The sequence below is a fragment of the Pseudomonas sp. GM49 genome (assembly GCF_000282355.1).
GTDB lineage: Bacteria > Pseudomonadota > Gammaproteobacteria > Pseudomonadales > Pseudomonadaceae > Aquipseudomonas.
This window is the reverse complement of record NZ_AKJL01000074.1, coordinates 15,191-35,964: the sequence shown is the minus strand read 5'-3', so window position 1 is coordinate 35,964 and position 20,774 is coordinate 15,191. Positions and strand designations below refer to the sequence as shown.

Annotated in this window: 20 protein-coding genes and 3 pseudogenes; 9 read left to right on the top strand and 14 right to left on the bottom strand. The window is 55.2% G+C overall.

Annotated features, from left to right (window positions below):
* Positions 1-251: 251 nt before the first annotated feature.
* Positions 252-908 (bottom strand): serine protease, encoded by a 657-nt coding sequence (locus PMI29_RS22080; RefSeq protein WP_007995619.1) that lies wholly within the window; start codon positions 906-908, stop codon positions 252-254.
* 955 nt (positions 909-1,863) lie between these two features.
* Here PMI29_RS22080 and PMI29_RS32510 point away from each other — a divergent pair.
* Entirely contained in the window at positions 1,864-2,046 is a 183-nt protein-coding gene (locus PMI29_RS32510) for a hypothetical protein (RefSeq protein WP_081501640.1), read from the top strand.
* Between the two features lie 127 nt (positions 2,047-2,173).
* A complete protein-coding gene (locus PMI29_RS0129930; RefSeq protein WP_033052137.1) occupies positions 2,174-2,581 on the top strand; it encodes a hypothetical protein in 408 nt (135 codons plus the stop codon).
* Positions 2,582-2,612: 31 nt separating this feature from the next.
* Here the strand turns inward: PMI29_RS0129930 and PMI29_RS32505 are convergent.
* Positions 2,613-2,934 (bottom strand): annotated as a pseudogene (locus PMI29_RS32505) (lysis protein); the annotation flags it as partial.
* A 58-nt stretch (positions 2,935-2,992) separates the two neighbouring features.
* Between PMI29_RS32505 and PMI29_RS22085 the strand changes: the two are divergent.
* Positions 2,993-5,047, top strand: a complete 2,055-nt coding sequence (locus tag PMI29_RS22085) for an acyltransferase family protein (protein ID WP_007995617.1) — start codon at positions 2,993-2,995, stop codon at positions 5,045-5,047.
* A gap of 165 nt (positions 5,048-5,212) precedes the next feature.
* Here the strand turns inward: PMI29_RS22085 and PMI29_RS0129920 are convergent, their stop codons facing one another.
* From PMI29_RS0129920 to PMI29_RS32810, 3 genes and pseudogenes are all read right to left on the bottom strand, one after another.
* On the bottom strand, positions 5,213-5,512 hold the full coding sequence (locus PMI29_RS0129920) for a DUF2514 domain-containing protein (protein WP_238541638.1): 300 nt from the start codon (positions 5,510-5,512) through the stop codon (positions 5,213-5,215).
* An 86-nt stretch (positions 5,513-5,598) separates the two neighbouring features.
* Positions 5,599-6,148: pseudogene (locus PMI29_RS0129915) on the bottom strand (glycoside hydrolase family 19 protein).
* 44 nt (positions 6,149-6,192) lie between these two features.
* Entirely contained in the window at positions 6,193-6,411 is a 219-nt protein-coding gene (locus PMI29_RS32810) for a tail fiber assembly protein (protein WP_338010184.1), read from the bottom strand.
* Positions 6,412-6,464: 53 nt separating this feature from the next.
* On the opposite strand from PMI29_RS32810, the gene PMI29_RS32245 reads away from it, so the two are divergent.
* Entirely contained in the window at positions 6,465-6,644 is a 180-nt protein-coding gene (locus PMI29_RS32245) for a hypothetical protein (RefSeq protein ID WP_007995615.1), read from the top strand.
* A gap of 286 nt (positions 6,645-6,930) precedes the next feature.
* Here PMI29_RS32245 and PMI29_RS22095 read toward each other — a convergent pair whose 3' ends face one another.
* A complete protein-coding gene (locus tag PMI29_RS22095; protein WP_007995614.1) occupies positions 6,931-7,176 on the bottom strand; it encodes a hypothetical protein in 246 nt (81 codons plus the stop codon).
* Positions 7,177-7,346: 170 nt separating this feature from the next.
* Here PMI29_RS22095 and PMI29_RS22100 point away from each other — a divergent pair, with 170 nt between their 5' ends.
* The 3 genes and pseudogenes from PMI29_RS22100 to PMI29_RS0129905 all read left to right on the top strand — a co-directional run bounded on the left by PMI29_RS22100 (position 7,347) and on the right by PMI29_RS0129905 (position 8,726).
* On the top strand, positions 7,347-7,556 hold the full coding sequence (locus PMI29_RS22100; RefSeq protein ID WP_007995612.1) for a hypothetical protein: 210 nt from the start codon (positions 7,347-7,349) through the stop codon (positions 7,554-7,556).
* A gap of 82 nt (positions 7,557-7,638) precedes the next feature.
* Positions 7,639-8,007, top strand: coding sequence for a hypothetical protein (locus PMI29_RS22105; RefSeq protein ID WP_157221351.1), 369 nt, complete (start codon positions 7,639-7,641; stop codon positions 8,005-8,007).
* A gap of 23 nt (positions 8,008-8,030) precedes the next feature.
* Positions 8,031-8,726, top strand: a pseudogene (locus PMI29_RS0129905) (SOS response-associated peptidase family protein).
* Here the strand turns inward: PMI29_RS0129905 and PMI29_RS22110 are convergent.
* Positions 8,723-8,953 carry a hypothetical protein gene (locus PMI29_RS22110; protein ID WP_007995607.1) on the bottom strand — a complete coding sequence of 77 codons (231 nt, stop codon included), beginning with the start codon at positions 8,951-8,953 and terminating at the stop codon, positions 8,723-8,725. The pseudogene PMI29_RS0129905 and the gene PMI29_RS22110 overlap by 4 nt on opposite strands.
* A 211-nt stretch (positions 8,954-9,164) precedes the next feature.
* On the opposite strand from PMI29_RS22110, the gene PMI29_RS22115 reads away from it, so the two are divergent.
* The gene (locus PMI29_RS22115; protein WP_007995606.1) at positions 9,165-9,839 is read left to right on the top strand and encodes a hypothetical protein; all 675 of its coding nucleotides are present in this window, start codon (positions 9,165-9,167) and stop codon (positions 9,837-9,839) included.
* 48 nt (positions 9,840-9,887) lie between these two features.
* Here the strand turns inward: PMI29_RS22115 and PMI29_RS22120 are convergent, their stop codons facing one another.
* Entirely contained in the window at positions 9,888-10,313 is a 426-nt protein-coding gene (locus tag PMI29_RS22120) for a cell wall hydrolase (protein ID WP_007995604.1), read from the bottom strand.
* A gap of 239 nt (positions 10,314-10,552) precedes the next feature.
* Here PMI29_RS22120 and PMI29_RS22125 point away from each other — a divergent pair, with 239 nt between their 5' ends.
* Positions 10,553-11,212 carry a heparin lyase I family protein gene (locus PMI29_RS22125; RefSeq protein WP_007995602.1) on the top strand — a complete coding sequence of 220 codons (660 nt, stop codon included), beginning with the start codon at positions 10,553-10,555 and terminating at the stop codon, positions 11,210-11,212.
* Between the two features lie 69 nt (positions 11,213-11,281).
* Here PMI29_RS22125 and PMI29_RS22130 read toward each other — a convergent pair whose 3' ends face one another.
* From PMI29_RS22130 to PMI29_RS22155, 6 genes are all read right to left on the bottom strand, one after another.
* The gene (locus PMI29_RS22130; RefSeq protein ID WP_007995601.1) at positions 11,282-13,300 is read right to left on the bottom strand and encodes a hypothetical protein; all 2,019 of its coding nucleotides are present in this window, start codon (positions 13,298-13,300) and stop codon (positions 11,282-11,284) included.
* Positions 13,301-13,421: 121 nt separating this feature from the next.
* Positions 13,422-13,883 carry a hypothetical protein gene (locus PMI29_RS22135; RefSeq protein WP_007995599.1) on the bottom strand — a complete coding sequence of 154 codons (462 nt, stop codon included), beginning with the start codon at positions 13,881-13,883 and terminating at the stop codon, positions 13,422-13,424.
* 9 nt (positions 13,884-13,892) lie between these two features.
* Positions 13,893-16,958, bottom strand: a complete 3,066-nt coding sequence (locus tag PMI29_RS22140) for a host specificity factor TipJ family phage tail protein (RefSeq protein WP_007995598.1) — start codon at positions 16,956-16,958, stop codon at positions 13,893-13,895.
* Entirely contained in the window at positions 16,955-17,338 is a 384-nt protein-coding gene (locus PMI29_RS22145; protein ID WP_007995596.1) for a hypothetical protein, read from the bottom strand. The genes PMI29_RS22140 and PMI29_RS22145 overlap by 4 nt, the downstream gene beginning before the upstream one ends.
* Entirely contained in the window at positions 17,335-17,820 is a 486-nt protein-coding gene (locus PMI29_RS22150; protein ID WP_007995595.1) for a DUF1833 family protein, read from the bottom strand. Before PMI29_RS22150 ends, PMI29_RS22145 begins: the two co-directional genes overlap by 4 nt.
* A gap of 44 nt (positions 17,821-17,864) precedes the next feature.
* A complete protein-coding gene (locus PMI29_RS22155; RefSeq protein ID WP_007995592.1) occupies positions 17,865-20,753 on the bottom strand; it encodes a phage tail tape measure protein in 2,889 nt (962 codons plus the stop codon).
* Positions 20,754-20,774 lie beyond the last annotated feature (21 nt).

Sequence of the window (20,774 nt, the reverse complement as noted above, 5' to 3'; positions counted from 1 at the left end):
CCCCCCCCCGCCGGGCATCAAGAAGGTGTTTCGTTCCGGCACGCAATTCCCCTTCGCGCTCTTTCGCACCCAAATCTTCAACCCGACTGACCTGCCGAAGGTGGTAAAGATCCATTTACGATGTCATGAACGCACTGCAAGAAATCCAGGACAACAAAATGGGCTCACCTTTCGGTGAACCCTTCCAGACCGCCCGGCAGAGCGGATTTTGTTTGCCTGGACACGATGGCCAATTGGCTGATAGCTAAAAGCTACTTCGCGACATACCTCGCGCCGTGTGGATCATCAAGTTTTGCCTGCAATATCCCCCACTCGCGCTGAATGATCGAGTAAGGAATAAAGATGCTGATCCTCTCAGCCCCCTTTACGCCGGAGTGATTGCTCACATCGTTCAGAGTGGTTGAGTAGAAACCGATATTGATGCCGACAATACAGCCGTCGCTGGTGAGGACCGGACCACCCGACATGCCCTTGATCAGCGGGGCATCATGGATGGCATAGAGATCACCGCTGTGTTCATCGGTATTGATGAAAGGCGTTGGATACACCTTGCCTTTCCCGGTAGTGGTCATGAGGTAAGGACTCGCCCCAACGGCAGTTATGCTCTCGCCAACATGCGCTGCGCGCCATGATGGGTAGCGGCCGTTGGCCTTGTGCAGGATGAAGACGAGATCACAGCCTGTGCTGCAGCTGTACTTCACGTTGGGGATGAACGGAGTGTGGCGGGTGGTTACCGCATAGTCATCGTTCCATTGCACGGCCGAGGCCATGTATAGATACGGTGCGGGAAACCCCGAATGGACTAAAAAGTATGAATCATTGGCAGGACCCGAAAAGTCGGGTTTTACGATGCCGTTGCATCCTGCAGTTACAGCTCCAATTAAAAAGTAGGCCATGATCTTGATCATGATATATCACCGACTTAATTGGGAGAATGTGACTGTTTTTTGTTGTCAGTATTTTGGCTATTGTCAGGTTGCAGTACTCCTCGCCGCTTGTTCTAGTTGGACGTTTTCTTACTTATGGCTGAGATTGTAATGACGCGTATGAATAAATCGCGCTAAAGCCAATCGCTTTTCGATCAACTCCAGAAGTTCAAATCTTTGGCGCCTGAAAAACGTTAAAGACGAGAAAGAAAATCAAGAGTTTCTATAAACTGCTTCGTCAGTGATGCCAGCTGAATCAATCGCTATACCCGTCAGCCACAAGAGCGACAAGAAGCCTGATGGTAGTCCAGTCGTCCTGCACTGCAGCCGTACCGCAACTGGCTTGATATTCCGCCAGGTTGGACATAGTTCATCCCGCTGAAGGGAACTTTGCAGAAAACACTTTGTCTCGGAGTTAACCTGACTTTAGGTAAATATGACTGGTTGCGAATCAACTCAACCAACTGAAATTAATCCACATGCAAAAGGTCCGGTTGATCCCAACCAAGGAACTTCTATTATTCCTTGATAGCAGTTAGTGCTCACTGCCTGGTCGTAGACCATCGAAGTGTTATTTGTTTGCCTGGACATTACATAGGATTGCGGCGCCGGTTGCCGGTATTGCTGGCTCTGCGAATACAGCAACTGCACCAGGCGTTGACGCTTTTCCTTCCCGGCCTGTGCTTGCAAATCTGTAGCGTTCTTGTCGAGGTGACCGTTAAACAGTCATAACGCTTTGATCCATAAGAGAACACAAGCTTTTTTCAACACTCTCAAAACCGCCACATCGCCCTATAAGAATCAATAACTTAGCGTTGTATATTCCTACAGTGGTACCACCCTTCTGCGGCGTTCTGCCGACCTACGCTCCAAGCCCACAGCTCGCCCCTGCTACGCTGAAAACTCCACGGAGGATTCGCGAGACCTACTCCCTTCCCTGCTGTTCAAGATCAACGAAAACCGGCTCACCCTCGAAGCCGCCATCCTTGAGCTTTCGAACCGGGTCGAGCAGCGCGGAGCAGCCGATGTCGCCGACAATGTCCGCGGCGCCCTGGTCGCAATCGATCGCAATGAGGAATTCATCAAGATCCCGCTTGCGGTGATGATGGCTCCGGAGTGATCGTCAACAGAATAAAAATTTTTTAACTTCCTGTGCGACGAGTTCGGAAAAGCCTGCTAAATTTCCGCAGCTGTCACAAAAAATTGCGCTGAATTACCGTATCAACCACCGATCGGGAATTACTGAGATGGAAGTCATGCGTAGCATCGCAATCATCAGCTGCGTTTTGAGCGCGGCTTGGCTAGCCGCTTTGTTCGTCGGCGTTTGTTGCCAGCTTCTTCAAATTCGTCGGAACTGGATCAACGATAGCGCTGATCCAATCCAGAACAATCCGGTTCTGGATCGTGTACTGGATTTTTTTGCCCTCAATTACGGTGACAGGTTCACTCATAGCCTGCTCATCATTAGCGCGATATTGGCTTGGCCGGTCAGCCTGATACTTTTCTTCCCTGTGCTTTCAACACTCCGCGCAAAGGAGCGAGTTCGTCATAAGAAAGTACAGCTCGGCAATACCGACTCAACTCAGTTTTTGGCTAACGAGTCCGCAGCAGCACAGACATCGGCTAAAGAGATTCACCAGCCAATCAACAGCTGATTTCCATTCCCGCCCGGTAATCTCGGCGAACTCATTCGAAATGTGTAGGCGAGAGCGCTTTGACGTAGGCCTGGCACGCCTGCAACGCAATCAGTCGCCGGTGTAGGTGATGGCGATTATTCGTTGAGCATGCGCTGGGTCAAGTTGGGCTCGTACGGCACCATGAACCACGCCGCCGGTTTCGGTACCGCCTGGCATTTCACTGCCACCAACTAAACCTTCGCCAAGGAGGACTGACAGCCGCAGATCAGCAGTGACAAGGCGATCGCGCGAGCGGTTTGAATGTCGCTCAGTTCCTTGCGGTGGGTTTGGTCGCAGGCCGACCGCCGCTGCTCGGGTCCGAGCGCTTGTCGCGTAGGATACGCGCACGCCAGCAACCGGCGAGATAATAAATATGGAGCACGACCAACAATGACGTCTCTCGCCGAACCGGCCAGTTCGCTATTGACCAAAAATAATCACAGTACTAAATACCGGCCGGATATCGATGGTTTGCGCGCAATCGCCGTCCTTTCCGTGGTCGGGCTTCATGCGTTCCCTGCCTGGGTGACTGGCGGGTTTATCGGCGTAGATATCTTCTTTGTTATTTCCGGATACCTGATCACGACGATTCTGCTTGAAGGCCTGGCACGCGGAACGTTCAGCATCCCCGACTTCTATACCCGACGCGTCAATCGAATCTTTCCCGCCCTGCTGACGGTGATGATCGCCAGCTACGCGTTCGGTTGGCTGACACTGTTCCCCGATGAGTTCCAGCAGCTCGGCAAACACATTGCTGGCGGCTCTGCCTTTATATCCAACCTGGTTCTGTGGAACGAAAGCGGGTACTTCGACACGTCGGCCGAGATAAAGCCGTTCCTGCATCTATGGTCATTGGGCATTGAAGAGCAGTACTACATCTTCTGGCCGGTGATCATGTGGGCCGCCTGGAAAAAACAGTTCAACCTGCTGACCGTCGCGGTGTTGTTGCTCGGCGCGTCGTTCGCCCTGAACATGGAGCACATCAGGGAAAACCCTTCGTTCACCTTCTATATGCCTCAGACCCGTTGCTGGGAGCTGTTGATCGGCTCCGTGCTGGCCTACCTGTCGCTCTATAAAATCTCTGCATTTGATAAAGCCTTTAAGGCAGTTGACCAATTTTTAGCCGCGATCATTCACAAGCCGGTTCCGGTAGAGAGCGGCCAGACAATCAGAAACGTCCTGTCCTTTATCGGGCTGGGTCTCATTGCCTACGGCCTGGCAACCATCACCAAGGACGACCAATTTCCCGGGTGGCGCGCAATTTTCCCAACGGTCGGTACGGCGTTGATTATCGCCGCCGGCTCGCGATCATGGCTCAATCGCTCGATACTTTCCAACAAACTGATGGTGTGGGTTGGCCTGATCAGCTTCCCGCTATACCTGTGGCACTGGCCTCTTTTGGCATTCGCCCGCATCATTCAGAGCGATGTACCATCCCGAGAAATCAGAATTGCGGCCGTGTTCACCGCTATCATTTTAGCTTGGCTGACATATCGCTTTCTTGAGCGCCCTTTACGAAATAACCAAAGTAAATTCAAAACACCTATTCTTGTTATCCTGATGGCGAGCATCGGAGGTGTGGGTTTTGCAACTTTCAATCTTGGTGGACTGCCTGAACGCGAGGCAGTCAAAGGCGCGGAAGAGTTCAATAGCCAATTTGTAGGGCCGATATGGAAATTCACCAAAAACGACATATGTATAAATCGATACCAGTTTAAAGAAGCAGAGTCGTATGGCTGGTGGTTTTGCATTACAAATAGAGATGAAAAACCAACCCTGCTTTTATTAGGCAACAGCTACGCAAACCATTTGTATCCTGGGCTTGCGACGGAAAACAAAATAAAAAATCAAACCATTCTCTCTATTGGTACCTGCCCACCGAACATGGGCAACCCTTCTGATGAAAATACAGCAACGACGATGGATCCGTGCTCTGGTTATCGTCCTTACCATCAAAAACTTCTGATCAACAGCATCATTGAAAAAGACAAAACAATAAAATATGCAATTCTAGATGGCCTCGACCCAAAGCCAGACGACAATGCAATTGCAACAACTGAAGAACGGATAAGCTATCTTGAAGGCAACGGAATTAAAGTCATAGTTTTTGTTCCTCACATTAAAGCAAATCATGACCTAAAAGGCTGCTTTTCTCGTCCACTTAAAAGTGGACCATCCTCTTGCGACGTTAGTCCACATGCAAGAGAAACAGCATTCAACGACTTCAAACTATTAGTCGACAAAGTTTCAAGCAAACACCCAGCCGTACTGTTTTTTGATCAGAATGAATTATTTTGCAACTTTCTTGGCTGCTCTTTTACAAGAAATGGGATGCCTCTATTTAGAGATGAATATAGTCATTACTCCGAGTACGCGAGTACAGAGCTAGCAAAATTGTTTGTGAAGTGGGCAGAAAAAAACGTACCGGGGATTTTAGAACAATAAATCAAGGCTACACATACAGGATGGGCTCGCAGAAGCCGGCTATTGAGTCGGCCTCTGCGTCACTTCACGCACGCAAGCCTGGCAGGCTGCCAAGGCGATCAATCCGTATTCGCCAGTGGTATTTTGATGTTCGCCGAGTGAAATGCATGCCTGCTGACAGGTCAGTCACCGGGCTCTTGCTTGGTCAGCAATCGCAGCCAGATCACCCACTCGTTGGTCAGCGCGTTTGAACACGTCGGCAAGGTTGTCGGCGGCGAACTGCACGCCGCCAGCAGAAGCACGAGCGGCAGCAGCATCAGCCGTTGCTTGATCGATGATACGTTGCCCATCTTGAACCGCCTTGTTGATTGACTGTTGGCAGGCTTGCTCTTGGGCGCGCTCGGCGGCCTCATTGAGCACCCTCGCCTCGGCGTCCCGAGTGTCACGGGCATTCCATGCCGACTGCCACTTTTCATCCGTGACCATCACGCCATGGTGGTATCCGCCGAACAACGCTCCGGCGACCAGAGCCAGTGCAGCTATATAAGGAAGGATTCGTAGCAGAATGGAGTTCATGTCAGCACCTTCAGCGCAATGTTGTAGAAGGCCAGCCGCTCGGCGTACCCGTTGGCCGCCGTTGATACGCCGGGTGATCCCGTTGAAGTCTTTGGCGTCGGCCGAAGCGTTCAGATTTCGAGAATTCCAGAACCACGCCGCCGACTTGGCCGCCCACTCGGCCAGTTCCAACAATTCAGGAGTGCGCAACAGCCGGTCATCACCAAACAGCGCCCTGCTGCAGGCTAAGTAATTGTCGTGCCCGGTGATTTGGATCAGGCCGCGCCCACGGTACTTCTGGCCGGCACCGTCAGCCTCCGGCGTGTTGCCCAGGCGTTTGGCCAGCGACCCGGTGTCGTACTTGTTCAGGTACTGGTCGCCGCCGAGCTCCTTCACATACCGGAACTGGCCGGACTCATGGCCCACCTGGGCAATGAACGCTGCCATGCGAAAACGGGTATTTATCTGATAGCGATCCATCGTCAGGTTTAGCGCAGATGCAAAAACGCCGGTTTGTTTACCGGCGTTCGGGAGAATCTGCAGCAACTGCTGCGCGGTGATGGGCAAGCTTTTCTCCAGGCAAAAAATACCCGATCGATGTCGGGGGTTCTTTAAAGGCTGATGAACGATTCCGGTGCGACTGGCCATTCAGGTTTGGCAACGGTGACATCAACCAACTTCAGCTCGCGGTAATACGCCTGCCAAGCCTTTGCATTGAGAGTTTCGTCATCCGTGGCGTCGCCCAATTGCAGCGAGACAAGAATGGTCGCTATGGCTTGGGAGGCCGCGACCAAAAAGGCCCGCCGCTGCGCTTCATTGAGTGCGGCGATTTCCTCGGGCGGTGTCTGATACGGGTCTGGTGCGGCAAAAACAGTGCCGTCGTATGTCCACAGCCGAATACAGGAAGCTGCGTTACGCCAGCGGCAAGCCGAGTCTGCAACAATTGAAAAAATGGATTGAGGAAGGCGGTCACGCGGACGTGAAGATGACCGAGCACTACCAGGCAGGGCACAGCGATGACGCGGTGGTTTACATGAAGGTGAAAGCCGACCTGAAGGTGTAGCGCGGTGGTCGTTTGCCCAAAATATTCCCAAAGTTTGCCCAAACACCAGGCAACAAAAAAGGGCCCACCTTTCGGTGAGCCCTTCCAGACCGCCCAGCAGAGCGGATTTTGTTTGGTAGGCGCGATTGGACTCGAACCAACGACCCCCACCATGTCAAGGTGACCCCGAAACAAACGCAAGTTATTGATCTATAAAGATAAAATGGTGTTTCACCGGTGGCACAAATCCGACTACTCCCCCTATAAGAATCAATAACTTAGCGTTGTATATTCCTACAGTAGTTGATCAGTTTTGATCACCGACTGCGTCGTTGATTGCCTTGGTCACCGTCTCAGGAGTCTTGACCTTGTCTTTTTCTTCTTCCTTACAGGTTTCAAGCTTTTCTCCACTGTACTGAGCGCATGTGGAGAATGTGTCGACGGTATTGTTATTTTGCACCCTGGCGTCGTTAGCCAGCCAAAATTTCCATGCCGCGAGACCGACCACAATCACAACCACAGCCCCAGCCACCCCAAAACCAAACTTTGACATTGCAGCCCTCCAATTGAAGCGCATAGCCTACCCTGAGTGCCCAAAGCGGCAAAGTCTCGGGCGGTTTGGGTAGGAAATCTTCCGCTGCAAAGCTCACTTCCGGCGTCCTGCCTACCGTTCGTCACTTTCTTGCATTACTGCTATGCTGAAACTTCCATGGAGGTTTCGCGATGCCAAATTCTGATCTACTCCCTTCCCTGCTTTTCAAAATCAACGAAAACCAACTCGCCCTGGAAGCCGCCATCATGGAGCTTTCGAACTGGGTAGAGCAGAGCGGATCGGCCGACGTCGCCGACAACGTGCGCGGCGCCCTGGAAGCAATCGACAAAAATGAGGAGTTCATCAAGATGACGCTCGCGGTTCTGATGACGCCAGAGTGACATAGCAGCTCGTCGCCCCGCCCTCGCCCAACTGCCTTGCCTCGATTACTGTATATTCAACCAGTAGAGAAAAGGCGTGACCGTGGACCCGCTCGAAATCGAAGACACCTCCGACTGGCTTGGCTGCCCGACGGAGCTTGAAACCTGTCGCCATTACTTGCGAATGCTCGAAAACGAAGTGCAGGAACTGACTCTGCAATTACGTAAAGCCCGAGAGGACATCTTTGGCCTAGTGCAGATGCATGCTGATGTATCCAGGGAGCGGGACCATTTACGAGCCGAGCTGAACCGAGCCCGCACAGATGCGTCAGATGCTCATAGGCAAACGACGGATCTACAGACTAAAAGCAGCTGGGAGCTGATGTCGAAAGACAAGGTGATCAGCGAGCTCTGCGCAAAGATCCACTCTCTGACCAGCGCCGATCCATTCACCCAACTGCCGCCACGGTGATTGCACAATAGAAGGCTCTTACCATGTGCGGACGACTTTCCCAATACGACGGCATCCATGACTTCGTCGCGGCACTGAGCATGGCCAACCCGCTGATCAACAACGCCGGTGACCACCGGTTCGAACGGTACAACGCCGCGCCCACGACGCAGCTCGCAATCTTCCACCAGGAAGGCGAGTACCTGCATGCCGACATTGTCCGCTGGGGATGGCGTCCGCACTGGGCCAAGGACCGCGCCGCGCCGATCAATGCCAGGGTTGAGAAAGTTGCCCATGGTCCATTCTTCCGCGCGATCTGGCCGCATCGAGCAATCATTGCCATCAACAACTGGTTTGAATGGGTGGATGAAGGCGGCACGAAAAAGCAGCCTTAACTGATCCGCCGGCGGGACCGGGCGCCGATCCTGTGCGCGGCCATCGGCCAATATCCGAATGCCGAGCATGAGCCCAGCGAGCACGATGGTTTTGTGATCATCACCGCCGATAGCGCCGGCGGCATGGTAGATATCCACGATCGGCGCCCGGTGACCTTGTCGCCTGAACTGGCTCGCGAATGGCTGAATCCGGCCACGCCAAAGGAGCGGGCCGAACAGATGGTGATGAACCAGGGCGAGCCCACCGAGGCGTTCGAGTGGTTCAAGGTGGATCGCGCAATTGGCAACGTGCGCAATCAGGGACCGGACCTGATCAAGCCGACCGAGGAAAACGGCTTGTTCTAAAATGGAGCAAGCGACTTCAGCCGCTCTTCAGTGGCAACGTCGAAGATCACATAGAGTTTATCGATGGAGGAATCATTCAGAGCGTCGGCCGCTTCCAGGCCCAGTACAAAACCCTCAGCCCGCGCGCCAGCCTTCGCCGCAAGAATCATCGAATCAGCCCTGGCGATCTGCGCGAGCAGCTTGTCGGCTTCGCGCTCAATTTTAGGGCTCAGTTCTATTCCTTCCATGCCGCCTCCTGTTCAGACTATGGAACAGAATAGCGAAATAGGGTCGTCACGGCACATCTCTTTAAGGCTGTCTTGCGCTACTGCTTGTGATAAATATGACGTGTACCGCGAGTCGGCTAGGCGAAGCATCACCCCTTCCTCAGCATTTGGCGGGCTCAAATGATTAAACTGATTTAGCTAAGAGATATTTCATAAGCCTGGAGAACACAACTTGACGCCGGAACAAATTGATAAAACCTTAAAAATAATAAACCGGGCCGAAGAGATTCTACAAACCGCTCAGTACGGTTTGGACGATCTTAAGTCCTCTAACGGCCAGCGTCGATTGGCCGGACTTCGTAATCTGGTAGTTTTTGGGAGATCGGTAACGTTTGTAATTCAGAATCTCAGCAGTGTAGTTGATGATTTCAATGGTTGGTACGCGCCAATACAGAAAGAATTGGCTAGCAGCCCTGTGATGAATTATTTTAAAGAACTACGAAATGAGGTTTTAAAGCAGGGTCGCTTGGAGACCGGAATTAGCGGCAGCGCGTCATTCTCAGGCGACGAACTGATGAAGCAGGGGAAGAGACCATTTGGCGCTAAAGGCTTCATTATAGGTGATATGTATGGCGGTAGTGGATGGATCGTAGAGCTCCCGGATGGTAGCGAAATAACCTATTACGTCGATCTGCCAAAAACCATCGGGGACTTTAAACTTGTTTTCTCAAATATTCCAGAGAAATTTAAATCCGCTATAGGTGAAACTTCAGTCGAAAAGCTCGCTGAGGATTATTTAAAATCGCTAGCTGAGATTATTGACTCTTGCAGATCAAATTTTCTTGACAGGCCTGTTCAAAAAATAGGCAGCATTCGACTTCCACCATACTTAAGAGTTATAAAATAGAAAACTGAAGCCAGGCGGCCCTTCCGGCACTAAAGTGTGTTTTCGGCTTTAAGGTACATCTTTGAAAAATATGTGCTGGCCAAGCTTCAGTGTCTGCTTGGCGGCCTTCGCCCAAGCCGGGGGCTTTGGCATGGTCGTCGCGTAGTAATGCGACGCGCCACCGGTGGGATCGGCCACCGTGCCCGCCATGACCTGGTCAGCAGCAATCTGCGCTTGAGCGAATTCACGGGATGGAATCTGCTTCGCGCCACTCAGGTAGGCAAAGTTCGGATCGTTCCTGTTCCAGCAGCTGAACTGGTACGGTTTCTGGCACACGCCGGTATAGCCCTCGCCCCACCACGACTTGGCCTTTCCGTCGAACACACGGTTGCGGATGGTCCAAGCCACGGCGATCTGTCCGGCCAAGCTTTCGCCGCGGGCTTCCCCCCACAACGTGCGGGCGAGGATGTCGCGGTCTTTTTCGGATACGGTCATCACTTTTCTCCAGGCAAAAAAAATCCCGCACAAGCGGCGGGCAAATAAATTAAATTGCTAAAAGGACCTTATAACTCGCCTTTGGATATACTGCTCGCCTATCCAAAGGCATAGGAAATGAGTATCCAGTGCGACACCTAAAATCATTAGCGTCGGTTTTTGCCGCCGTTTTCTCTCTCGCCGTAAACCAGCAAGCAAGATCAGCGGAATCCCCTGAACAAGAAAAGGTCTTGGTTCACATGGACTGGAAAGAGGGAATTCCGAATGAGGTCGCAGTCGAATCTCGCGGGGACGGACTAGAAACATTAAAGGGAAGTGATGGCAAGAGCGCAATTAAGGCTAGCATCCTTAGGGGGGCTAACTACTCAGGAGTTGCAAATGGCTCGCCACGAGCCGAAATTCAATTTGCAAATCAGTTCAGATTTAAACAAGGATCTAGCTATACGGTTCGTTGGAGCACATACATCCCACAGGAATTTGAGATAGACGAAAAAAAATTCATCATCTTTACCCAAGTACACCAAGGCGACAGATCTGGCCCACCAACTCTGGCAATAACTATTCTTGGTGAAAACTACGCAATCTCACAGCGTGGTGGTGACTACCCGCAACAGATCTCAGCAGGGAAGAAGTTTTGCTGCGTCTCTGACGATAGGGGAAAGTGGGTAAACTGGAAGATGGATTACATCCCTTTAGATAGCGGTGCTGGCTCGCTTACAAAGCTCTGGAAGGACGGAACTGAGATATTTACGGCCACTGGAAAATCGAACACTTACAAAGGAGACAATGACGCATACATGAAATTTGGACTATATAAACCCAACTGGACAGAAGGAGACTCATCCAGCGAAAAAGTTATAATATATTTTGGGCCTATAACCATAACCAAAAGCAAATAAAAAAGGCCCAACCAAGGGCCTTTGAATTTTAATTAAGCTTCATATAGCCAGTCTCCCTTACTATATCAATTACTGGGCGAACCAGCCACCAGCGCCGTCACTGCTGAAGCTTGCGACCGTTCCAGGGAGAACGGTAAAAGCCATGCCTGTGCCGTTTAAAGTGTCCGCGCCAGCTGGGCTAAAGTTTGCCGAGGCAGAGCCGATGTTTCTAACCGTCAGTAACTGAGCTTTTCCGGTTCCAAAAGAGTTAGCTGCTGACAACGTGTAGTTTCCTGTCGCAGTGCGATTGACAATAAGTATCCGATCCGTCGCTAAAACCGTACCAGGGCTAGCCGTAAAGGTACGGATATTTTGACCAATCCCGCCAGTCGCCAGTATTGAAGCATCCGCAGTAAGCCCAGCCAGAAACCGTGCCCTTTTATTCGTCGCAGAATATTGCTCGATCGCGTTAGGTCGGCTTCTGATCCAGTTAAAGGTGCCGCTGTCGGTAATATTCTGTTGGCGCTGGGTGTCGATCGTCGCTTGGGTGGAGCCGGCACCAAATATCCCCGACTTAAAATCACAGTCGAAATAACCGCCATCCGTGTTGTCGACATCAACGGCATTTGTGAACGTGAACACCGAGTCGTAGTATCGCGGGGCGATAACGCGCAGCTGAGACGCTCTCCTGGAAGCTCCGGGGCGGGCCTTCACTGCCGTGGTTCGCAGGGCTTCGTAGGTGCAGCCGTCTTGCAAGAAGCCGATGGTCTTTCGGACAGGGTCATCACTGATCAACACACCAACATCGGCAAACGCCACGCTGGAACCGTAGAGGTTCATGCCCGAGCAGCCGGCGAACTCTGCCGCCGCGCCAAGGCTAGCCGTGGCCCCACCTACAGAGCCGAAGAATTTGCACCCGATGATGTTTGATTCATTTAGCGCTTCGGCGAAAAACGGAGCGACAACCCCGTCCGAGTTGGTTCTCGCCAGAACCTGGGAGTTCTCCATAAGAACTGTTTGCCCAAGTCCGTAGGCTCCCTTCTTGAACCATAGGCCCCGTTTCGTTTTGCTTGTACCAACAATGTGGACGTTACTGATTATTGCGCCATCGTAAGTATCCTCAAGCACCAGACCGTGATTGTCACACAAGGACAAGTCCAGCTTGAACTGAGCAAACTGAACGGCGGTCAGCACGTTGTCAGGGGTTACGGCCTTGCCAGAAATTACGGAAGTGCCAACGAAACCGGCCCACGGCCTGATGGTACTGCTGCGGATGCTGGAGTACGCGGTTCCGCCAGCGTACCCAGGGCCTTTGCCGGTGATGACTGCACCAGGCGGGACGATGATTTGCTGCGCAACACCGAACACCCCATTTGAAAGCTCGGACTCACCGTATTCGGACATCGAGTGATTAACGGCTGGCGACCAATCCCAAGTACCAGGGTCCGTCGGGGTTGGCTTGTCGGTAACTAGATTTCTGAATTCCCACGGACTTACGCCGGTCAGGGAGAGTTGCTGCGACGCTTTCCGATTTAGATAGAAGTCGGCAGTTATCGGCCTACGCTCCCACCCAGTCAGGTCGTTATCAGGGGCGGCTATCTCCTGCCGTAGGGAGTTATCCCCAACCAGCTTGAAATTGACGCTTTCGGTAGTCCAATCGCCGGCCGTTATGTACGGCACCGAAATTGACGCAGGCACAGATGGTTTGAGCGCGTAAGGCTGCCCCCCGTACTCAACCGTCTGACTATGCGAAACAATCGGAATCCCGGACGCGTAACCGCCCAAGGATGTCCAGCCAGCCCCCTCAAGGAATTGGCCGAACACATCTTCGCGCTGGGCCTGTGAGGCATCGAACTCCGACTCTCGTCGAGCTTGATCCGCATCATGTTCGGATTCCCGCCGAGTCTGATCAGCATCAAACTCAGCCTCGCGTCGAATTTGGTCAGCGTTGTGCTCACCCTCCATCCCCTTCCACGACTTGAGTGGTACGCCAAGGCGGTTTGGTACGGGCGCCCCGACACCAGTCAGCAGAAGGTCGAAATCCTCAGCGTTATCGATCAAGTCCTTCGGGGATGTCGAGCCGGGTGCATTGCCGGTGTTGTAAGCCATGGGCATTTTCTCGCAGGCACGCGCACACCGCCGCGCGTTCGCGGAGTCGTGAGCGTTGGGATTTAAGTTTCCGGCGAGCTGCCGGTGAAATTTCGTGACGCGCGGTGATCGTTTGGCTTGATCAGCCGGTGTGGCGTGGCCACCTTTGAGTCATTGCTCGGTCGAAGATGCTGGAATAGAGGACGTATTCTGGTGCGATCAGCACCCACTCGGCATCAATGAGGGGGCGCTTGTGCAGCCACAGTTCTGCGGTAAACCGCCAGTGATCCACGCCGACCAATTCTGGACCGGTGTATATGTCGTCAAAATTCGCCTGATGGTTCTCGAGCCCGAGCGGCGTTTTGAATGGACAGTCAAATGCCAGTGAACCAGAAATTAGAACGTGCTCGAACCAGCCTTCAAACAATTGAGCCTCGGAAGAACTGAGCAACCAGGTGACTGAGGTTCTTGTCGGAACGCTCTTAAAGGCGCGACGCCGGATTTTCTTACCTGTCACCAGTGGTGTTGATTTCATCGGGCTGACGGGGTTAAAGCCGTACCCTTCCCTCAACGGAAGCGGAAGACCTTCCGGGTACTGGATCATTTGCCGTCCTTATGGCGCCGGAGCGCTGTCGTAGGTGTAAACGCGGGCGTCATAGGGCATGCCCTTGAGTGCGACGTTGCCGTTGGATGGGTCGGAGCGCGTGACGAGCACCGGGTAGGCCCACTTCGACGCCGGCCCGATCAGCAGCTGAGGAAGCGACATGTTTCCGCTCATGCTGGTGTCTGGCACAAAGTCGATATCGGCGACCTGGACGTTGTAATCGTCGATTGCAGTGCCTTGGTAGGGGCCCGAGAGAGAGCCATCAGTACGACTGATGCCGACTTTGTAGGTCTCAGGTACTGACCAGTCGATCGGCTCTGACGACTCCAGCAGGAATCCGCCGGTAATCGCCGTAACGCTGACAAGCTCGGCGCTCTGACATTGCCCGGGGGTATCGCTGGCCACCGCGCAGAAGCTCAGGTAACCAGAGTTCATGCCGGCCAGTTCGGTTTCCCAGGTGTAGGTGTCTTGGCGGAACTTCTGGTGACCGCGACGGCGCATGCCGAACTGATAGGCGCGGTTCTTGTCGCCCACGCCCGGCAGCTTGACCTTCTCGACCTTGTTGCCGGCATCGCCTGGCCAGCGGCATGGCACCGTCTCCCAGGCCCAGGTGATGTTCGAGTAATACTCGACATCCACGCCGTCGAAGTCGTTGAGCGAGGTCAGCGGCCCGGCGATGCTGAGCTTCTTGGTCATGTTCTGCGGGGAGTAGGTCTGCGTCTTCGGGCCGTAGGTGATATCAAATATCGCCCGCGGCTCGTCACGCACCAGGCTGACCAGTCCGTTCTTGATGGTCAGCTCGGCAAAGCCGCACGCCAGCGCATCGTTGATCCGATCCTTGGCAGTACTGCTGTCGTCGATGGTCTCGTCGTAATACTGGCCGGCGGCGTTGAACACCGGGTCCAGCCGATCCCACTCGGCCAGGTCGATGTCGCCGTCTTCATAGCCCAGCGACTTCAGCACATTGAGGCACCAGGGCACGATGCCGCGAGTTGCTACCGGCGCCTGCCAAACCCCGCCAGAGCGAACCGGTAGCACGCGGGTTGCCTCCCCGTTGACCTGACTTTCCGCTTGCGCAGACAGCCGATCACCGCCGCGAATTTTCACCGACATAACGGTCATGCCCGGGTAGCTGGTCGGTCGCGTCTGACGCAGGCCGCGTAGGCTTTCCCAGGCCGGGCTATCGATCCACTCGCCGCTGTTGGCGCCGCCACCTTTTGGCAGGCGCTTGATTCGGCATTCCGGTCGCATCGGGTACGGAAGATCGACCCAAAAAGTGAAGCCTTGCGCATCCCGCGAATGCCCTGTGACCGATTTCGTGATAACGGTCCACGCGCCGGCAACATCCATGTCGCGATACTCGAACTGATGCTGCGAGTAGATCGTGTATTCATCACCTTTTCGGCCTAGACCGATCAGTCCATTGTTGTAAGTCACGGTCCACTCGATGCGTATCACCTTTTCCGCCTCTGGCGAACACGAGTACGGACCACGATATCCGCCCTCTAGGCTGGATGGATCGAGGCTGACCACGCCGTTTACGGTTTCCATCGCATTGAATCCGATCCAGCCGGCATCAACCGATCCCGACGCGGTGAGCCGGTCAACCGTCATGATCGAGGCGCCGAACGCCGTGATCCGGTAGCGCAGGCCGCGTGGCCCGATGGTGGCCAAGCCGGAGCCCAGCGCCAGACCATTAACCGGTGCGCCGCCGTCGTAGTCCAAAGTCATTTGCGCCGGTACTTCGGGCGTGCCGGCACTGGCTGGCGTGCCGGTGGTATTGGTCGGGCTGCTGCCGAGGATATCGACACCGCCGGTGGCAACCATGCTCTCGCCGCCAAAGGTGCCGAACTGAGTGATCAGTAGCCGACCAGATGAAGCGCTGGCAATGAATGGCGCCGAACCCTTGGCCGTATTGAAGGCCGATACCAGGCCAGCAAGGTTGGTCGTTGCCGTTGTCAGGTTGACCGCATACGGCGCGCCTCCCAGCGTCACGGTGACCGACAGCGGCGTCACGTCGAAGTCATAGCGCGCCGGAATGCTCGAGCCGAGAATCGTCGAAGCGGTACCCGCTGTCGGGGGAACGGCTGGCGCATACGGTGTGAAGCTGTTGACGACGTAGTTGCCCGCGTTGGCGCCAGCCACCTCGATGAGCATGCCGGGCACCGGGGCGAGCATTTCCAGTGGGCCTTGTACGATGTCGCGACCCGGCCCGCCGTCGACCACGGTGTACGTGTACGGGGCGAGCGCACGGATAACCAGGCCTGTCTCCCAGTCTGCCGGGAAGCTGCCCGCGCCGGCCGGAATTGCAATCGTATCTCCGTTGAACTGATAGGCCGAGGCCGCGGCTGACGGGGTGATGTTGGTCGATACGGTCAACTCCAGCCCTGACGTACCACTGGAACTGGCGCCCACCTCTTTGGCGTTGAACCACAACCACGAGGCGGTATCGGCGGACACGTCCGCGCCGGGCGCGTAGATCGACACTTGAGCGTCGGTGCCAAGGGAAATCAGCGGGGTTTCGCCCACCTTGAGCTTGTTGATGGGCATGTCCACTGCGCCTTCGGAGACGTACAGCAGCATCTCCACCCACTTTTCGCGCGGTGCGGCAAACCAGGTGCGCGGCTCGGCCAGGTACGACGGGTACACCTTCTGATGCCCGGCGATGTTGCGGATCAGTTCGCCCAGCTTGACTTTGTTGCCCTTGGCGCTGGCCTCATCGAGCGGGCTGCCCTGGGCAACGCCTGAATTGGACGGCATCCCTGGCATCTTTGGCATGAGCAGCTTGGTCGCGGCAAATGCACCAACAATCAGTAGGGCTGTGATAGTGAACGGGTCAGAACCTTTCGGCTCGTTCCAGACCTGCACATGATCGGCCGGCCTGAACTTGACCTTGTGCCAAAGACGCGCCTCGATCATTTCGCCGTTGATAGCGATACTGACCGGCTGGGCATTGCCGCGCTTATACAGCGGGGTTTGTTCAAGCAGCCACTCTTCCAGGGTCATGCGCCGGTCAGTCGTGAACGTGGCCAGCGGCTGCGAGTCGGCCATTTTGTTGGGGAAGAATTCGATCATCGGTAATACACCACTCGTTGATAACGCGACTCGAAGTCGCGCACGGTGCGAATGCGGGGGCCTCCCGGATTGGTGTCGAGCACCTTCAGCTGGCCGTCCAGGTACACGACCACGCCGACGTGATCCAGGAACTCTCCAATCAGCGCCGAGGCAATGGCGCCAGGCTCTGGAGGACACTCTTCCAGGCCGGCGCTGATCTCTCGGTAGGCCTTGGTGTTCTCGCGCAACTTGGACCGCCCGACACCGCCCAGTGATGGCATCAGCGGCAGGCCGAACACTTCGTGCCGCACGGCGTTGACCAGGCCATAGCAGTCGAAAGCCAGCGGCCCGCGCGCGCCGTCCCGGTAAGGTGCCGACAGGTAATCCGCAATGCCTTTCATATGAAGATCAGCCCAGGCGCGACGGCGGCAGTCAGCTTGTTGCGTGGGTGAGCCGTTCCCAGCAGGTCGAACAGGCCGCAGGTCAGCGTGGCCACGTCGTTGGCGTACTGCCGATTAAGCACCGATAGCCGATAGCGCTCTGCCGGGTAGGTCAGATTGCTTTCGAGGTATCGACGCTTCGTCAGGACGATGCGCGCCGATGCTGCACGCGCCAGTTCGATGGCCGCCTGAACCTTGCCGTCGGTGTTGTCCAGGGCAATGTTCAGGTTCTGGTACCCGCTGTTATCTCGCACGGGCAGGGCCTCTTCCACCGCCATCGCCAAAAAGACGAGCGTACGCCCGTCCTCTGTTACGCAGACGCGGTCGTCATAGCCAGAGCAGATGAGGATCGGTGTCGCCCACGCGGAACAGGTCGCCTCGATCGTATCGACGAACAGGTCGTTGCCGACTGAGGCGTAGGCGATGTTGATAGGGTTGCTCATTGGAGCTCCACGCGGCCCCTAGCAAGAGACCCTCTGTTAACGAATTAGGCACCTTGTGACTGCAAACCGTACTTCTCTTGGTTTACCTGGTGCAGCTCTTTCTCGCCGCGAATGTTGGCAACGCAGATGTCGATCACATCCTGTTCGCCGAGTTGGCGACGATTGACCTGGCCCGCGCGACTGGCGTCCTCGATTAGGTTGATGACCGGGGCCGCTGACGGGCCATTGTTGTTGCTCCCCTGACTCACCCTCTCGAGCGTACGGTCCAGCTTTGCACTGGTCTGAGACGTGGTGACCCGCTCACCTTTCTTGAGATTCCAGGTTCCATCCGCCGGCACGTAATCGATACCGTCGTGCGCCTGACCATCCAGAGCAGAACCCACGGCTGTCATCATCACTCCCGCAGCAGCAGTCGCTGCGATGGCCGCACCGGGTGCTACAACGGGTCCAACGAATGGGATGCCGATCATGGCGCTGAATGCGCTGAGGCCTGCCATCGCCACTTGCGCGGCTGCGTATGAAAGCAGGGCATGGCCGACAGACTGGATAAAGCTGGCCGCCAACCCTTGGGCGTCAAGCTTGCCGGTTTCAGCCCATTCCGTAATGGCATCGGTAAGATTGTGAAAAGTCTCTGCCCCCACGCTCTGCATGGTGCCGTAAAGGTCCATGCTGGCTTCGGCTTGAGTGGCCATGCCGCTGATGAACCCAGTCACCCCGTCGTTCTGAAGACTATCCACTCTGTTGTAGTAGTCCTCTTGCAGGAGCACCCGCTCGGCCAGAGCTTCCCGGAGCATTTCGGTTTCGGTGTCATACAAGCTTTGGGTGATATCGCCGGCGTTCAGTTGCTTCTGAAGATCGGCCACCTGCCGGTTGTAATCTTGCTGAAGCGCCAGATCCTGTCTCATCCGATCCCGGGTTTGTTCCCCCATGGCGGCGCCAGCAAGATCCATATCGAAACCGGTACGAACGGTATCGTTTTCCGCGCGAAGATTTGCTGCAAAAGCCGCTGACTTGGCCGACTCCTCATTGGCAACCTTGAGCTTTTGGAGTACATCCAGTTCCGCAGCCAGGCCCTCCAAGCGCTTCTGCTGAGTTGCATTGATGCCAACCAACTTGCCGGAAGCCAATTCAAACCTGAGCTTGTCCGCTTCCGTGGCTTTCTTCTGTGCATCTACAGAAGTATTGATCAGCGCGATCTGGCGCTGGTAGTCAGTGACAGCATCCTCACCTCGCTTGGTCAGTGCTGTCGCGGCGGTGGCTGCGGCTGTAGCGGCCTGCTTCGAAGCCGCTGCGCTTTTCTTCTCTGCTTCAATAGCCGCCTCGCTTGCGTCCAAGGTTTTCGCCTTGGCTACCAGCAACTCGCCCTCGCCCTCTTTCAGGCCGGTGACAAGACCCGCCCCTATGCGGGCCGCAAGCTTATCGGCGTTCGTCTTTTTGCCCGAGAGCAGTATTTGCTCGTCGAGTGTCTTGGCCAGGTCCTTGAATGCCTTCGACTGCTCAACCACCACAGGAGCGGCAAGGATTCCGTTCAGCACATTGATCTGCGCGCCGAAGGCCTCAACCTTTTGGCGCGCTGTATCCAGTTCGCCCTGAGCGGTGATCAGCGATTCGTTCCACTCACGCTGACGGGCGTCATTCGGATGATCACGCAGCAATCGCTGATACTGCGAAACCGCGCTCTCTGCGTCGATGGCGCGTAACTGCGCATCCATCAAATCCTGATTGATGTCTTGCAGAGCGGCTGCGGCTTGATTCTTGGTGAATCCATCGAACGACTTGTTCAGGAAGTCGATCTTGTTGGTCAGTGATGTGGCCGACTCGTCCGCGTCATCGCCGCTCATCGCGAAGTAGGCCAGCGCACTGGCTGCGAGCAGGACCACTCCTACTGGACCGCCAAGCAGTGCCATAGCTGCCGAGGCGCCACGAGCTGCTACGCCTATTCCTACAAGCCCGGCCGCAGTAGCCGGAGCCACACCGGCCATACGGGCCAGCGCCAGTTGGTAGCGAACAGCTTCGACTTGAGCTGCGGCGAAAGCTATCGCGGTGCCGGCGGCGCTTGCTGCAAGGCGGGTGGTCAGAACAACGGCCAAGGCGGTCGCGGCCTGAGCAGTCAATCCCAAAGCCGTGCGCGCAGCCGGAGACCCGAGGGCACTATTCACTTCCTCGATCACAGTGCGAGCACTGCCAAGACCGCCCTCCCCGGTCAGGAGGCCGGCAACAGTGTTACGCAATGCGTCCAGTGAACCGCCGAAGGTATCCCGGGCAGCCGCAGCGGCACCGCCATACGATTCCTCGAGCGCTTTCAGGATAATGCCCTGAGCACCTGCCACATCACCCACGGACTCAAGTGATTCCGCAAGTTTCTTCTGATCTTCGGTAAATCTGAAACCTTGCTTACTCAGCGAACTGAGGCCGTCTGTTGGAACGTCCAGTGCGCGACCAATAGTTTCGGCAGCCTGCTGCACGGTGGTACCTGTGCGGGCAGCCATATCCGAAGCAGCCTGTAGCGCTCGCGTGAACTGAGTGCCCACAACGCCAGTGAAGGCAAGTAGCGCTGTCTGTGCCTGGTTGATATCGCCACCTGAAAAGGTGGTGGCTTTCTCCATGGCATCAGCCATTTCGTTGAGCTGATCGCGACTGAAGCCCGCCGATTCCCCGGTGGACTTCAGCACGGCGGCAAGTTGCGCCTGTTCTTTTTCAGCATCCCGAGTCTCGGTGATGAAGCTGGTCAGAACCGCGCCCACCGAAAAGCCGGCAACAGCACCTGCAACGACTTCGCCCAGAGCGGTCCAGGCGAGCGAGGCCATGTTCGCCGAGTCGGCAATTCCTTTGCCTGACTTTCGAGCCGCCACCTCGGCTTTATCAAGAGGCCCAGTAAAACCGCCAATGCGCGCGATCAGATCGAGCGTCAGCGTGCCAAGTGAATTAGCCATCTATAACTCCAAGCGACACCG

Coding starts and splice junctions, on each gene's coding strand:
- PMI29_RS22125 (WP_007995602.1), top strand. CDS start 10,553: ATGGACTGGAAAGAGGGAATTCCGAATGAGGTCGCAGTCGAATCTCGC.
- PMI29_RS22120 (WP_007995604.1), bottom strand. CDS start 10,313: ATGACCGTATCCGAAAAAGACCGCGACATCCTCGCCCGCACGTTGTGG.
- PMI29_RS0129920 (WP_238541638.1), bottom strand. CDS start 5,512: ATGGTCACGGATGAAAAGTGGCAGTCGGCATGGAATGCCCGTGACACT.
- PMI29_RS22095 (WP_007995614.1), bottom strand. CDS start 7,176: ATGTCAAAGTTTGGTTTTGGGGTGGCTGGGGCTGTGGTTGTGATTGTG.
- PMI29_RS22145 (WP_007995596.1), bottom strand. CDS start 17,338: ATGAAAGGCATTGCGGATTACCTGTCGGCACCTTACCGGGACGGCGCG.
- PMI29_RS22140 (WP_007995598.1), bottom strand. CDS start 16,958: ATGATCGAATTCTTCCCCAACAAAATGGCCGACTCGCAGCCGCTGGCC.
- PMI29_RS22110 (WP_007995607.1), bottom strand. CDS start 8,953: ATGGAAGGAATAGAACTGAGCCCTAAAATTGAGCGCGAAGCCGACAAG.
- PMI29_RS22100 (WP_007995612.1), top strand. CDS start 7,347: ATGCCAAATTCTGATCTACTCCCTTCCCTGCTTTTCAAAATCAACGAA.
- PMI29_RS22135 (WP_007995599.1), bottom strand. CDS start 13,883: ATGATCCAGTACCCGGAAGGTCTTCCGCTTCCGTTGAGGGAAGGGTAC.
- PMI29_RS22085 (WP_007995617.1), top strand. CDS start 2,993: ATGACGTCTCTCGCCGAACCGGCCAGTTCGCTATTGACCAAAAATAAT.
- PMI29_RS32245 (WP_007995615.1), top strand. CDS start 6,465: ATGTCCACAGCCGAATACAGGAAGCTGCGTTACGCCAGCGGCAAGCCG.
- PMI29_RS22130 (WP_007995601.1), bottom strand. CDS start 13,300: ATGGCTTACAACACCGGCAATGCACCCGGCTCGACATCCCCGAAGGAC.
- PMI29_RS22080 (WP_007995619.1), bottom strand. CDS start 908: ATGATCAAGATCATGGCCTACTTTTTAATTGGAGCTGTAACTGCAGGA.
- PMI29_RS22155 (WP_007995592.1), bottom strand. CDS start 20,753: ATGGCTAATTCACTTGGCACGCTGACGCTCGATCTGATCGCGCGCATT.
- PMI29_RS0129930 (WP_033052137.1), top strand. CDS start 2,174: ATGGAAGTCATGCGTAGCATCGCAATCATCAGCTGCGTTTTGAGCGCG.
- PMI29_RS22150 (WP_007995595.1), bottom strand. CDS start 17,820: ATGAGCAACCCTATCAACATCGCCTACGCCTCAGTCGGCAACGACCTG.